Source organism: Parabacteroides sp. MSK.9.14, assembly GCF_019041495.1.
GTDB lineage: Bacteria > Bacteroidota > Bacteroidia > Bacteroidales > Tannerellaceae > Parabacteroides > Parabacteroides merdae.
In genome coordinates this window covers 135,737-149,513 of sequence record NZ_JAHPXO010000003.1, presented here as the reverse complement: position 1 = coordinate 149,513, position 13,777 = coordinate 135,737, and the positions used below count along the sequence as shown (strand labels likewise).

Annotated in this window: 10 protein-coding genes, 2 pseudogenes and 1 riboswitch; of the genes and pseudogenes, 4 read left to right on the top strand and 8 right to left on the bottom strand. The window is 45.0% G+C overall.

The window, feature by feature from the left end; translation table 11 throughout:
- Nucleotides 1–6: 6 nt before the first annotated feature.
- From KTG12_RS02915 to KTG12_RS02905, 3 genes and pseudogenes are all read right to left on the bottom strand, one after another.
- Nucleotides 7–906 carry a DUF3737 family protein gene (locus tag KTG12_RS02915; protein WP_046452608.1) on the bottom strand — a complete coding sequence of 300 codons (900 nt, stop codon included), beginning with the start codon at nt 904–906 and terminating at the stop codon, nt 7–9.
- Between the two features lie 150 nt (nt 907–1,056).
- A pseudogene (locus KTG12_RS02910) lies at nt 1,057–1,613 on the bottom strand (cupin domain-containing protein).
- Between the two features lie 7 nt (nt 1,614–1,620).
- A pseudogene (locus KTG12_RS02905) lies at nt 1,621–2,016 on the bottom strand (putative quinol monooxygenase); the annotation flags it as partial.
- Nucleotides 2,017–2,269: 253 nt separating this feature from the next.
- On the opposite strand from KTG12_RS02905, the gene KTG12_RS02900 reads away from it, so the two are divergent.
- Nucleotides 2,270–3,166 (top strand): AraC family transcriptional regulator, encoded by an 897-nt coding sequence (locus KTG12_RS02900; RefSeq protein ID WP_005649338.1) that lies wholly within the window; start codon nt 2,270–2,272, stop codon nt 3,164–3,166.
- 17 nt (nt 3,167–3,183) lie between these two features.
- Nucleotides 3,184–4,014 (top strand): AraC family transcriptional regulator, encoded by an 831-nt coding sequence (locus tag KTG12_RS02895; protein ID WP_122115807.1) that lies wholly within the window; start codon nt 3,184–3,186, stop codon nt 4,012–4,014.
- A 372-nt stretch (nt 4,015–4,386) separates the two neighbouring features.
- Here the strand turns inward: KTG12_RS02895 and thiC are convergent, their stop codons facing one another.
- Genes thiC through thiD form a run of 4 tightly spaced genes read right to left on the bottom strand, consistent with a single transcriptional unit; the run spans nt 4,387 to nt 8,278 of the window.
- Nucleotides 4,387–6,093, bottom strand: coding sequence for a phosphomethylpyrimidine synthase ThiC (gene thiC, locus KTG12_RS02890; RefSeq protein WP_022322977.1), 1,707 nt, complete (start codon nt 6,091–6,093; stop codon nt 4,387–4,389).
- Between the two features lie 21 nt (nt 6,094–6,114).
- Complete coding sequence (locus KTG12_RS02885) at nt 6,115–6,852, bottom strand: thiamine phosphate synthase (RefSeq protein ID WP_138273040.1); 738 nt, start codon at nt 6,850–6,852, stop codon at nt 6,115–6,117.
- Entirely contained in the window at nt 6,843–7,442 is a 600-nt protein-coding gene (locus KTG12_RS02880; RefSeq protein ID WP_046452612.1) for a thiamine phosphate synthase, read from the bottom strand. The genes KTG12_RS02885 and KTG12_RS02880 overlap by 10 nt, the downstream gene beginning before the upstream one ends.
- Nucleotides 7,439–8,278: a bifunctional hydroxymethylpyrimidine kinase/phosphomethylpyrimidine kinase gene (gene thiD, locus KTG12_RS02875; RefSeq protein ID WP_022322980.1), complete on the bottom strand. Its 840-nt coding sequence runs from the start codon at nt 8,276–8,278 to the stop codon at nt 7,439–7,441. Before thiD ends, KTG12_RS02880 begins: the two co-directional genes overlap by 4 nt.
- A 20-nt stretch (nt 8,279–8,298) precedes the next feature.
- Nucleotides 8,299–8,399: riboswitch (TPP riboswitch) on the bottom strand.
- A 315-nt stretch (nt 8,400–8,714) separates the two neighbouring features.
- Here thiD and KTG12_RS02870 point away from each other — a divergent pair.
- A complete protein-coding gene (locus tag KTG12_RS02870) occupies nt 8,715–11,270 on the top strand; it encodes a DUF5686 and carboxypeptidase-like regulatory domain-containing protein (protein ID WP_005641880.1) in 2,556 nt (851 codons plus the stop codon).
- Nucleotides 11,271–11,376: 106 nt separating this feature from the next.
- Here the strand turns inward: KTG12_RS02870 and KTG12_RS02865 are convergent, their stop codons facing one another.
- On the bottom strand, nt 11,377–12,651 hold the full coding sequence (locus KTG12_RS02865; RefSeq protein WP_005641882.1) for a BamA/TamA family outer membrane protein: 1,275 nt from the start codon (nt 12,649–12,651) through the stop codon (nt 11,377–11,379).
- A 275-nt stretch (nt 12,652–12,926) separates the two neighbouring features.
- Here KTG12_RS02865 and KTG12_RS02860 point away from each other — a divergent pair, with 275 nt between their 5' ends.
- Nucleotides 12,927–13,463: a hypothetical protein gene (locus KTG12_RS02860; protein ID WP_005641883.1), complete on the top strand. Its 537-nt coding sequence runs from the start codon at nt 12,927–12,929 to the stop codon at nt 13,461–13,463.
- Nucleotides 13,464–13,777: the final 314 nt, after the last annotated feature.

Sequence of the window (13,777 nt, the reverse complement as noted above, 5' to 3'; positions counted from 1 at the left end):
TCAGCGTCATACTCTTCCCTTCGCGGATAAGCGACAACAAGTAATCGGTCTTTCTCTTTTCTCTTCCCAAAGCCTCAATTCACAATCGGCAGGAGCCTTTATATTTTCATCGAGGATGATCTCCCCATAGCTCTCGGCGGTAATACAGCCTGTCTGCGGATTCTTCACTCCGCCTATTGCACCTTTGATGGTTGCCTGCACCGAACTGTACTCGAAAGCCCGGTCACAATCTGGGCCGAAGGTGCAATTCTCCAACACGAGGTCGTGGGCATAGCAGAGCGGCTGTTCGCCGGTAATGTGACAGTTCACCAACCGAAGATTGCGCGAATGCCAGCCCAGATATTCACCGTTGAGTTCGGAATCGTAGATCGTCACATTCTCCACCTCCCAGAAGGCATCCTTCGTAGTGATTTTGGCATTGCGCAACTCCACATTCTTCACATACTGGAAAACGTATTTGCTGTCGCTTTCCAATCCGTCTATACGGATGTTGCTGCTGAACATAAACGGATAAGTTCCTCCATGCAGTTTCAGATTTTTGATGTTCAGATTCTGGCAACGCCAGAACACTTCATCAGCATCGTTCATCTCTACGTTCTCGATTTCGATGTCGTGCATCTCGCGGAACATTTTGGGGGCGTCGATACGTGTATCGGTCATTTTCAGATGGTCGGAGTACCATAGTGCCGAACGTCCGCCTATATCGAAAAAGCAACGGTCAATAACGAAACCATGCACGTGCCAGAAAGGGTAGTTTCCTTCGAACCGGCAATCAATGGCTTCGATGTTGCTGCATTCCTTGATGGCCGACTCCCCGGCACGGATGACGACGTTCTCCAATCTGAGATTATGTGATTCGAACAAAGGTCTTTCTCCGCCGAATTCTGTGCTTGATATTACTTCCATATATTCCGTTCTTTAATTGTTATATAAATTATGTTTTGTCGGCCATGCCCTAATCTCGTTTCGCAGTGAGCAGCCACCGCTGTCATGCGGGCTTCGCTGACTGAAGTCGAGATTCCGCTACTGCCGCTTGTGGCGGACAGAGCGATTCGTTTACCGGCGAGTTTCCTTATTTTGTTCGAGTTTGTCATACTCTTCGTCCGTGACTGGTTCGAGCCATTCGTTGGATGTCTTTTCTCCCGGAACCTCGAAAGCCAGATGTGCAAACCAACTGTCGGCTGCCGCTCCGTGCCAATGCTTCACGTTAGCCGGGATATGGATGATCGTACCGGGTAGAATCTCTATCGCCGGCTTGCCTTCTTCCTGATACCAACCTCGTCCGGCTACACCGATAAGCATCTGTCCACCCCCTTTTGTCGCTTTATGGATATGCCAGTTATTACGGCTGCGAGGCTCAAAAGTTACGTTTGCTATCGGCACCTGTTCGCTCGAAACGGGTGCGAGGTAACCGTTACTAAACTGCGGTCACGCAGGCCCAATTTATTAGTGCGGCTCCACACTTCGCCGAAAAGAACATCGTCGTTGAGTTCCGCAAATTTGGGTGCGAACTCAACGAGTTGGGTGCGTCCTGCTGTCTGTACTATTTTTTCCTGTGCCATAACATTGAGTGTTAAAATGCTGAATACTGAAATTAAAAAGATCTTGTTCATAGTTGTTTTATTGTATGAAATTATTGAGTTTATTAGCCGGATTGAGCGGCGTCTGGTCAGACAATATTAACGACTTGACCATGTGCAGCGTCTCCAGCTTGTACCTCTGAAAGTGTTCCGATGCGATATGTTTTTCATAAGCCGCATGACTCGCATACGTTTCAAGAATCGTTATATTGCAGGGATTCTCCTTTTCACCAATCGCATACATTGTCAATACGCCCGGCTCGCTACGCAGGGATATTTCGCCCACTTCGGTCGCATAGTTTATGTACTTGTCGAGATACTGCGGATAAACCTCTATTTTCGACAGCCTTATGATACCATCGGCCGTCATTGGCTCTTTGGCACACATACCTGGCAGCTTATCCAGATTCAAATATTTGCCGATGCTCTCTCCTGTAGTACGGGAAGCATCTGTTGTTGCTCCGACTGTGAGCAATGTAAAACTCGATGCCGTCCTTAAGAAATTTCTGCGATCCATCATCTTTTGTTTTTTCATTGTTTTTTCTGATTGCAAATTTATCGCGGTCGAATAAGCCGACTTGTATACGATTTACGGATATTTATACCCGAATCCTCGATTCAGTAATAACGCTGTATGTAATTCAATTCAAATGAATTACTTTTGCTCAAAAGAAATAAAAGAAAAGCTTATGGAAGAAGTTATAAAACTCAATGAGGTAGATAAATACAACAAACTGTTCGGACTCGAAACACGGCATCCGTTAGTAAGTGTAGTCGATTTGTCGAAGGCGACGCGGTGGCCGGAACATTTCAAGGTCAACTACGGCGTGTACGCTCTTTATCTGAAAGATACCTACTGCGGGAATATCACGTATGGACGTCAGAGTTACGACTATCAGGACGGTACGATAGTCGGTTTCGCCCCTGGTCAAGTTGCGGAAACCGAGATGCTGAAAAATATCCAGCCGAATGCTCACGGCATTCTGTTTCATCCCGACCTGATTCGAGGAACTGCTCTCGGTCAAGAAATTAAGAACTACTCATTCTTCTCTTATGAAACCCGCGAGGCGTTGCATCTTTCGGAGGATGAGCGTGAGATTGTAATGGACTGCCTACATAAAATAGAGACGGAATTGAAGCATAGTATCGACAAACACAGCCGCCGGTTGATTTGTGCCAATATCGGACTGTTGCTCGACTATTGTATGCGTTTCTATGAAAGGCAGTTCACGACACGAGAACAGGTAAACAAAGATATTATCGTCCGTTTTGAACGACTATTAGACGATTATTTCGACAGCGATGGTCCCTTACGGGAGGGGTTGCCGACCGTCAAGTATTTTGCCGATAAGGTGTTTCTGTCTGCGAATTATTTCGGAGACATGATCCGTAAACAGACAGGGCAGACTGCCTCGGAATATATTCAAAATAAACTGATCGAACGGGCTAAAGAAGCCTTACTTGGCACAGATAAAACAACAAGTGAAATTGCTTACGGGCTGGGATTCCAATATCCGCAGCACCTGAGCCGGATGTTCAAACGGGTGACAGGTTATACTCCCAATGAATTTCGTTCTCAAAACTAGTCTTTATATAGTAAACTATGAACGAACTGCAATTTCCTGGGCTTTATATCGACGACACAGCTAACCCTCATGCAATTCTTTCGTTCTTATGTCAATCGGGATACTATTGTCTGATATTAACGGATTTTCTTGCTGAATTCGGAACAAAGTGTGGTCGGGTGTATTGCGACTACTGCGACGGAACACTCATCAGTTATCGTCCGGATACCGTCTGTGTGGAAATTCCCGCACCTTGCCTATGGATGGTTGCGTTTCACCCTGATCTGTTCAAGGGAAAAATGCTTGAAAAGACTATTGAAGAATACACGTTCTTTTCGTATGCACTCAAGGAAGCGTTGCATGTATCCCTAAAAGAAAAACGGATACTCTCTTCATGTGTTGACGATATTCGTAGGGAATTTCATCATGGTGCAGATTCCTACAAACGGACTATCTTGATACGGCATATTACCCGTCTGTTGGATTATACCACTCGTTTTTATGAACGGCAGTTCATTGTCCGTGAATTGAACAATGAACTGCTGATACGGCAATACGAAAAACTTGTCAAACAATATATTGGAGATGGAAAACTTGCACAGAAACCGCTTACTTCTGCCTATTGTGCCGGACAACTTCATTTGTCGGAAGCCTATTTCAATGATCTGCTCGAATTGCAACTCGGACACACGCACAGCTGCCATCTTCAATTGAAACGTATCGAAATGGCAAAGGAGAAGCTACGTTCCTCAGGAGAATCCCTTTCTCAAATCGTTCATGAACTCGGATTTCCTTCGATACAGTATTTCAGTTTTCTTTTCAAGAAGATGACGGGGATAACGCCAAATAGTTACAGATCATTAAGTTAACAATGCTTGATTTATTCAGCCATTCCTATTCGATACTGCCCAGCTTCTGTTCCGGATCATGCAGATCAAAGAATGCAGCATTTCATGTCCTGTTAATTTATTGAATTGGTCGATGGTCGTAAGTCCTGAATTATTCATTTGTATCATTGTTCTCTCTTTTATTCAGTTTCATGATACAAATTACATATCTTTTCACCTGCATTGAAGACTTTTAAAGACGGCGTAAGCGAGAAAGGAGAGGAGATGTATAAAGTGAGGGTGGACAGCGTGAATTTTCGTTGCGCGAAGAAACCTAAAAGAAAACTTGTACAGCGGCAAGGATATAAGGCACATTGTGTATATATCCTTGTCACTGCACAAGATGAGTGATCTTTATATATCGCAGTTTTCTTTATGTAAATCCTTGCTCAGCCGCATGGCACAGAAGTTGGGGCCGCACATCGTGCAATATTCACCGTCCGTCACGGCACTGTCCTTGTAATATTGAAGGGCGCGTTCCGGATCGAAAGACAGGTTGAACTGGTCTTTCCAGCGGAATTCGAAGCGGGCTTTGCTCAGAGCATTGTCACGGACTTGTGCTCCGGGATGTCCCTTTGCCAGGTCGGCGGCGTGGGCGGCGATCTTATAGGTGACGACACCCGTGCGGACATCTTCCTTATCCGGTAAACCGAGATGTTCTTTCGGAGTGACGTAACAGATCATTGCTGTGCCGTGCCAGGCAATCTGGGCGGCTCCGATAGCCGATGTGATATGGTCGTAACCTGGGGCGATATCTGTTGTTAGCGGGCCTAACGTGTAGAACGGGGCATTATGGCAAGCATATTGCTGTTCTTTCATGTTCTCTTGGATCTTATTCATCGGGACATGGCCCGGACCTTCGATGATGACCTGTACAAACTGGTCCCAGGCAACCTGGGTTAACTCCCCCATCGTATGTAGTTCGGCAAATTGGGCGGCATCGTTCGCATCGTAGATGGAGCCCGGGCGAAGCCCGTCGCCGATCGAAACGGCGATATCGTACATTTTCAATATCTCGCATATTTCGGCGAAATGTGTATACAAGAAATTCTCTTCATTATGGATTTGCATCCACTTAGCCATGATTGAGCCTCCGCGTGAGACGATACCTGTCAAGCGCGTTTGTGTCAGTTCGATATGCTTTTTAAGCAAACCGGCATGGATGGTGAAATAGTCGACTCCCTGTTCAGCTTGTTCGATCAGTGTGTCGCGATAGATTTTCCAACTCAAGTCTTCTATCTTTCCGTTCACCTTTTCCAAAGCCTGGTAGATAGGGACTGTTCCCATCGGAACCGGACAGTTACGGATGATCCATTCGCGGGTTTCATGGATATTGTCTCCTGTCGAAAGATCCATCAAGGTGTCGCCTCCCCATTTGCAGCTCCATACGGCCTTTTCGATCTCTTCATCTATACCGGACGAAAGGGCGGAGTTGCCGATATTGGTGTTGATCTTCACTAAGAATTTCCGGCCGATAATCATCGGTTCTGCTTCGGGGTGGTTGATGTTTGCTGGGATGATGGCACGCCCGGCGGCAATTTCTTTGCGGACAAATTCGGGAGTGATATATGATTTCAATCCTAACGCCTCGATCTGCTGGTTTTCGCGGATGGCGACATATTCCATTTCCGGAGTGATGATGCGCCGTTTCGCATAATACAGTTGGGTGATGTTTTTCCCCGCTTTGGCACGATAGGGTAGATGATGTTTTGGAAAACGGATGTGATCCAGTGAGGAATCAGCGAGGCGCTGCCGGCCATAATCGGAAGTCAGTTCTTCCAGGCGGATCAAGTCTTTGCGTCCTGCATACCAGGATTCGCGGATACGGGGAATGCCGTTTTGCGTATTGACCGGGATTTTCGGGTCCGAATAAGGTCCACTGGTATCATACACGATGACGGGATTGTTTTTTTTGTGGACCAACTCTCCGTTCTCATCGCGTGTGACGGTATCCAGTATTTTGATCTTTCGCATACCCACATTTATCTTATGTATCTTGCCGGGTATGTAGATCTTTTCCGATGAAGGATACGTGATGCGTATTCTGTTTTTATTTGCCATAGCTGTATTATTTTATTCTTTTTATATTTCAGAATCGTCCCTGCAAGGGTCCGGTTTATGTTTGTTGATCTCCCGGATGAAACGGCGTGTCTCTTCGACCGGATCTTCAGCATTGATGATCGCTCCGGAAACGGCGATGCCTTCTATACCTGTTTCCATCAATGGTGCAATATCTTCAAACTCGATCCCTCCGATGGCAAAGATAGGAATTTCAAGGCCAGCTTCTCTGCATTGTTCCATGATTTTTCGATACCCTTCCAATCCCAACACCGGACTCAGGTTCTTTTTGGTATCGGTGTAGCGGTAGGGGCCCAAGCCTATGTAAGAAGCTCCTTCCCGATCTGCTTTCAGGATATCTTCGAACGTGTTGGCTGTTGCCCCCACCAGGAAAAGATCCTCTTTCCCTTTTTCGATGATACGGTGCCAGGCTTCGGAGACCGGTATGTCGTTTTTACCTAAATGGACACAGTGAATACCGGCTTTGAAAGCCATTTCCAGATCGTCGTCCAGACAGCAGGCGCAATCCGTATCGCAGTCAAACAGGGTAAAATGGGCGATTGCTTTGGCAACTTCCAGGTTCAAATTCTCTTTCATGCGGAGCTGTACCCAAGTACAACCGCCTTTGGTCACCATCTTGACCTCATCCAGTTCTGTGTATTTATTCGTACGGTGTGTGATGAACATCAACCGATTAGTACCGGTAAAACAGGCATACCTTCCTCTACCTGCACTTGTATATAAAAAATCGTCTAATTCCATGCTTGTAGCTTTTTATATTGTGTGATAATAGAATCCTCTTTATCTGCCGAAGGGGAGTCTCCCCAAACTGCTCCCAACACGGCAGCTCCCCCGAAGCAGAAAGGGCGTAGAAGGGGAAGGGTCGTCAGGTCTATGCCTCCTAAGGCTATGACTTTATCATTGATGATCCCGGCATTGGAAGCCTGTCTGAGTGTTTCCGGCTTGAAACCGTTCCCATAACCTTCTTTGGATATGCTTTGAAAAATCGGGCTAAGAAACAGATAGTCGAGTTTCCCGAACTGTTCGAGTTCCTCGATCGAATGGCATGAACAGCTGATTGTGCCTGTAAAACCGTCTGGCGACTGGTTGTTGCGTCTGTTCAGGTGTATGCCGCCTAGGCCATATTCTATTGCCAGGTTGAAACAGTCATGAAGCACGACTTTCGGATAGTAGATATCCGGAATCCGATCCAGCAACTTGCGCAATTCATTTGCTTCGCTATCCGGTTTACGCAGGTGAAGATGTTGCATCCCTTCATCAAACAGATGTGAAAGGATGGAATCCTCTCCCTTGAAAAAATAGGGCGAAGTAATAACGATCAGCTTTTTCATACTTCTATTTTTATGAGGGGAACCGGATCGAAAAAATGATTGAGAGGTCCGTGTCCATGTCCAGTCTCAACATTGGCCCCGGCATGAAGGGCTGCCGTTATGTAATCTTTTGCCGCACGTACAGCGTCTGGCAGTTCTTTTCCTAAAGCCATATAGGCGGCGATGGCGGACGAGAGTGTGCAACCTGTACCGTGTGTATTTTGAGTCTGAATGGTCGGCACAGCCAGTCGGAGCGGAGCTTCATCGTGTGTAAACAAAATATCGGCCATTTCTTTACCTTCCAAGTGGCCGCCTTTCATCAATACGGCACGGCATCCCGAGACCAACAGCTTTTGTGCGGCCATTTCCATTTCTTCCTCGTTGCGTATCTGCATACCGGAGAGAAAGGCTGCTTCGTCAATATTTGGGGTGATCAGTGTGACGCGGTGGAAAAGTTCTTTCACGATGACTTCGATGGTTTCATCTTCTATCAGCTTGCTGCCGCTTGTCGAAATCATAACTGGGTCGAGAATGATTTTCGACGGGCAGAAATGATCGATTGAGCAGGCAACGATCCGGGCTGCTTCCCAGTTATGCAACATCCCGATCTTAACGGCATCGACGGTTAAGTCTTCGAATACGGCATGAATTTGCCCTTCGACGATTTCTGGAGAAACTGCGTGTATGCCTCTTACTCCCTGTGTGTTTTGGGCTGTGATCGATGTGATGGCAGAGGTTCCGAAGACCCCTAAAGCCGAAAATGTTTTCAGATCCGCTTGTATTCCGGCACCACCACTACTGTCTGAACCGGCAATAGTAAGTGCCACCGGATAGCGAAACGTCGTGTTTATTTTCATTTCTATATACAAAAGGAGGGAAAAAGCCTAATCTGTTCTTTCCTACGGCGGCATTACCCGCATCAGGTTCATGAGGGTATAATCTCAGCCCGTTAACAGTATGGCACCCCTTTCGGGAGACAAAGGTAGGAAGATTTTTTGTAATTGGAATATAATGTGCGTGTTTTGGAACACTCTGTAAAAAGAATCTGTTATACTTTTGCAGCGGTTTATTTAGAAACTGTTTTGATTTTTTACAAACAGCTTATTTTGCTGTTGGTTTTGTCTATGCTTTGAGTTTCTTTTGGTCATATCCGTCCCGCTCCTTCGCTAGATAGCCCGCTATCTTTCTCATTAGGGTGACGAATATGTTCCAAAAAGCTATCTCGAATCATGAGGTAAAAAATAAAAACAGTTTCTTGGGAATAAAGTAAAAATAAAAGGATAAAAAATCGTGATGGGGAAGAAGATTGTTTTTTTGCTGGCATCCTTGTTTACGGTATGGATAGCAAACGGACAGAATACTATTATAAAGGGAGTTGTAACCGATTCAATTACAGGAGAAAGATTACCTTATGTTTCTCTTATCTTTAAAGGGACGACAATTGGAACAGCGACTGACGGGGATGGCAACTTTTCATTCTCCGCTTTGACCGATGTCAAGAATTTGGAGGTATCTTATTTAGGGTATGACACGAAAGAAGTGAAGGTCATTCCGGGTAAAACGAATAATCTGAAAATAAAATTGGCTCCGAACGGGATCACGTTGAATGAGGTCGTCGTAAAGCCCAAGAAGGAGAAATACAGCAAGAAAGAGAATCCGGCCGTTAAGTTTGTAAAGCAAGTGATTGCTTCACGGGAAAGCAATGATCCGCGTAACCACGATTATTTCCAATACGATCAATATGAGAAGATGGTCTTTGCGATGAATGACTATCATCCCAAACCCAAAAAGAACGGAAAACCGGGCAAATTCGATTTTCTGATCGATTTTGTCGATACGCTTGATGTCGGTACGACTATTCTTCCGGTGTCGGAAAAGGAAAAGGTGGAATCTGTCTATTACCGTAAAGAGCCGAAGTCGGAAAAGCGTATTGTGAAAGGAAACAAGTCATCAGGTGTGGATGAGATATTCTCGCGTGATGGTATCCAGCAGTTTTTGAATGAGGTTTTCCGGGAAGTCGATATTTTCAAGAATGATATTCCTCTGTTTTTACAGAGATTTGTCAGTCCGCTGTCTACTATCGGACCGAATTATTACAAATATTATCTGCTCGATACGTTAAATGTGAACGGACAGAAATGTGTGGATTTGGGGTTTGTTCCTTTCAACTCGGAAACATTTGGTTTCACCGGCCATCTGTTTGTTACACTTGATTCTACGTTCTTTGTACAGAAGGCAATTTTGAATGTCCCCAAAGACATCAACCTGAACTTCGTTTCCGGAATGACGATCGAACAGACATTCGAACGCACGCCCGACAGTACCCGGATCATTACGAAGGACGACATCAACGTCAACTTCAAATTGAGCGAGAAATCGAAAGGTATGTATGCGCGGCGATTGAATATCTACAGCAACCATTCTTTTGATGAACCCGATGCCGAACGGGCGCTTGTGTTTAAGGAGAGTGCACCCGTCATTACGCTAAAAGACGCTTATCAGCAATCGGAGGATTTTTGGACAAGTAACCGTCCGGAGGAGGCAATAAAGAAGAATCCGAACTCGGTCGAAAAGCTGATGGCTAAATTCCGTTCTGTTCCGATCTTTTATATAACGGAGAAAGTAGTTTCAGTCCTCGTGTCCGGCTATATCCCGACGAATAAGGACCCGCTGAAAAGTAAATTTGAGTTCGGGCCCATGAACACGGCAATCAGTGGCAATGCAATCGAAGGAGCCCGTTTCCGTGTGGGAGGAACAACAACGACGGCATTTAGCAGGAACCTGTTTTTTGACGGATATATGGCGTATGGAACAAAAGATGAAAAGCTGAAATATGATGCTCTTGTCGAGTATTCGTTCAATGATCGTAAAGAATACCGTAAGGAATTTCCGCTGAACTCGATCCGCCTGGAATATATGTACGATATCAACCAGTTGGGACAGCAATACATGTATGCCAGCAAGGATAATATGTTCTTGGCCTGGAAACGCCAGAAAGATACGCGGGCCACTTATCTGCGGCAAGCTGAACTGACCTACTACCACGAACATTATAATGGTCTGGCTTATGGGGCTGTCATCCGTAACCGTCGCGAATATGCAACCGAATATGCGGTGTTTGACCGGATCGGACCGGATGGAGCCATTAGCCCGGTCAAGAGCTATGATATGACGGAACTGGAGTTGAAATTCCGTTATGCCAAGGATGAAAAGTTCTACCAGACACGTAACCTTCGCTATCCGATTACTTTCGATGCGCTGATCTTCAATTTCAGCCATGTAATGGCAAAGAAAGATTTGCTGGGTTCATCGTACGATTATCACCGTACGGATATCGGTATTCAGAAGCGTTTCTGGTTCTCGGCTTTCGGTTATGTCGATCTTATCACGAAAGCGGGAAAAGTATGGAACAAGGTTCCATATCCTTTGTTGATCCTGCCGAATGCAAATCTTTCGTATACGATCCAGCCGGAATCTTATACGAACATGAATGCGATGGAGTTCATCAGCGACGAATATGCCTCCTGGGATTTGACATATTACATGAACGGAAACTTGTTGAACCGCCTGCCGCTTGTCAAGAAGTTGAAATGGAGAGAAGTATTCTGTTTCCGCGGCCTATGGGGACATCTGACCGACAAGAACAATCCGATGAATGGGGGAGAGGGGCTGTATCTTTTCCCTAACGGTTCGTACACCTTGGGCAAAGCTCCTTATATGGAAGCCAGTATCGGCATTGAAAACATCTTTAAGTTCCTTCGCCTTGATTACGTATGGCGTTTGAACTATCGCGACCATCCGGGTATCCAGACGAAAGGGGTTCGGTTCATGATGCGAATGTCATTCTGATATTATGTTTTTTCAGGCACGGATTTCACGGACAACTGTTTTCTTTTCGTGGTGGTTTCCGTGTAATCCATGCCTAAATTATAGAAAGTTGGATTTATTTCCCTTCTTAGAAAGCCTCTGTCATATTCATATAGACCTGCATGCCCGGCTGCCCGGGTTCTTTCCCTACGTCCAGTCTGAAGTTTTTTCCCGGTTGCATCTGAAAGCGGAGGCCGGCTCCGAAATTTAGTTTCCATTTATTCCAGTCAAAAGGAGTTTCCCCGATCGTTCCGGTTCCGACCCATGCCACAAAACCGCATTTTGCCCAAAAATTCCCGCTTTTGTATTTGGCCGGAGAGCCGAACATATGACGGTATTCAACGATTCCGTAAGCCATCGACTTGTCCCGGTACTTGCCCATATAGTAACCACGAAGGTCGAAAGGAGAACCGAAAGTCGGGAGTTCCGTAAAAGGAATGTCCCCTAAGCCGATCTGGCTTTTGGCAATCCAGGCAAGCGTACTGCGTGGACGAAATACGTTTTTAAACTGTCGGTATTCAAGCTCGATGATCTCGTAGTTATAAGCGCCTCCCCAATATTTACCGAACAATTTGAAATTAGCTCCTAACAACATACCGCGCGTAGGTGTCGCCACATCATCACGAGTGTCATATTGGATAAGTCCGCCGATACCGACGTTGAAGTATTTCCTTTTGAACTGTTGGAAATAGGGATCTTCCTCCATCACCGGATTAACATCCGAAACCTTTGTGTAGTTCAAGTCAAACAAGCCGCCTAAATAAAAATGTGGGCGGACTTCCCATACGAATCGGGGGTACAATTGAAAATAGCTTCGATGAAACCGAGTAGTGGAATCACCCCTTTCGAGATTCTCCGCCTTTTCAAATCCTTTCCCGTAATAGTGTGAAGGCTCGTTCCGATAACCATAATTCATATAGATACGGAAACGGTTTTCATTGAAGAAAAACGTTCCAGCGCCAGCTACAACAATGGTCCCATTTATAGACAGGTTCAAACCGGCAGGCAGGAAAGAACGTTGGGAAATAGTGTCTTGTTTATTCATTCGGAAGCTGGCAAGGACGGCACCACCCACACCGAACGAAGCTTCTGGTGTATATGAAGGACCGCCCAGTACAGACCACCATATGTTTTTGTGGGCCCGGATGGAATCTTTACGCAATTGACGATAGTAACGTTTCAACTGCTTTTCGTTCAATTCCACTCCGTCTACGATGACAGTCTTCTTTCGAGGCACGGTATCTGAAGGAGTCATTATTTCTTCAGAGGAGAGCGCAACGATATCGCGTTGTTCCTGAGCCTTTGCTGGCAAAGAAATCGCAAGTAAAGAGGCTCCCGCAAATACAACAATATATTTAAGCATTGACTAATCCTATTAATGAGGGCAAATGTAGAAAAAAAATCGGATTTATTTCAGAGGGGCAAACGGAACCAAAAGGTCAGCCTTTCATCTTGCTGTAGATCTACATCTATTATTTCCCCGAATTTGTCGGTAATCATGGCAATATAGCATGGGCTGTACAAAAAACGATTGTTTGTGTAAACAAACCATGTGTATTAATTGTTATTAATTTAGAGATATTGTTTAATAACAGAACCTGGCAACCTTAAGAAGTCCTGACTGGCAGGCACACGAAGATGAAAATTCAGTTTGAAATTAAGGAAAAATTGCCTGAGATTATTGCAGAAATAATGCATTCAGACAAGTGGCAAACGAAAATTCTTGAAAAAATGCATGGACTGGAGCGGATAACGATCAAGGATCCGAACTATAAGTCAGAAGCTTGTATCGAAATCTGGCAACATGAAATCCATATCCGGACAGCATGGTCCAATTATACTTATCGTATTTTTACGCGTGGAAATGCCGTCTGGTGTGAATACATCGGAGCCTATCGCGGTTTACTCGAACAGAAGCTCTTGCCGTCTCTTACCCCCAAAATGAATATTTTGGATTCGGAAGTAGTGGAAAGTTCATTAACTGGGAATAAGAGGCAGACCTTGCGTACTTATAGTTCGGAGAACTTGAAATTGAAGAACTTCCGTCGCGATAATTTCAAAGAAGAATATAATGTCACATCTCCGCAGGATCATCCGACTGTTGTATATGACGAATATATAAAGGAAGGGATGCCAATGCCTTCTCCCTATGGGGACAGTCAGCAAAGTAAATAACTACAAAAAGAAAGCACTTGGCTTCAGAACCAAATGCTTTCTTTTTGTAGTTATTTGTCACTTTCGACAATATCTGTGTCGGTCGGTATCTAAAGTTCCAGCGATGAAATTGTCCCACTGCCATAAGTTCTGGTTTATCGACAGACAGGTATATGTGAAATAAGATTAATGATATGTTGCAAAACATATCATTTTTGATCTGTTTATGCGATAAAACATATAAAAAACCTTGCTTTTCGGCTGAAAAGTGTTATATCATTTGGCTAAATAGGGCTTTTGCCTGTATATTTGCAGCCGTTAAAAACAAGAAAGCG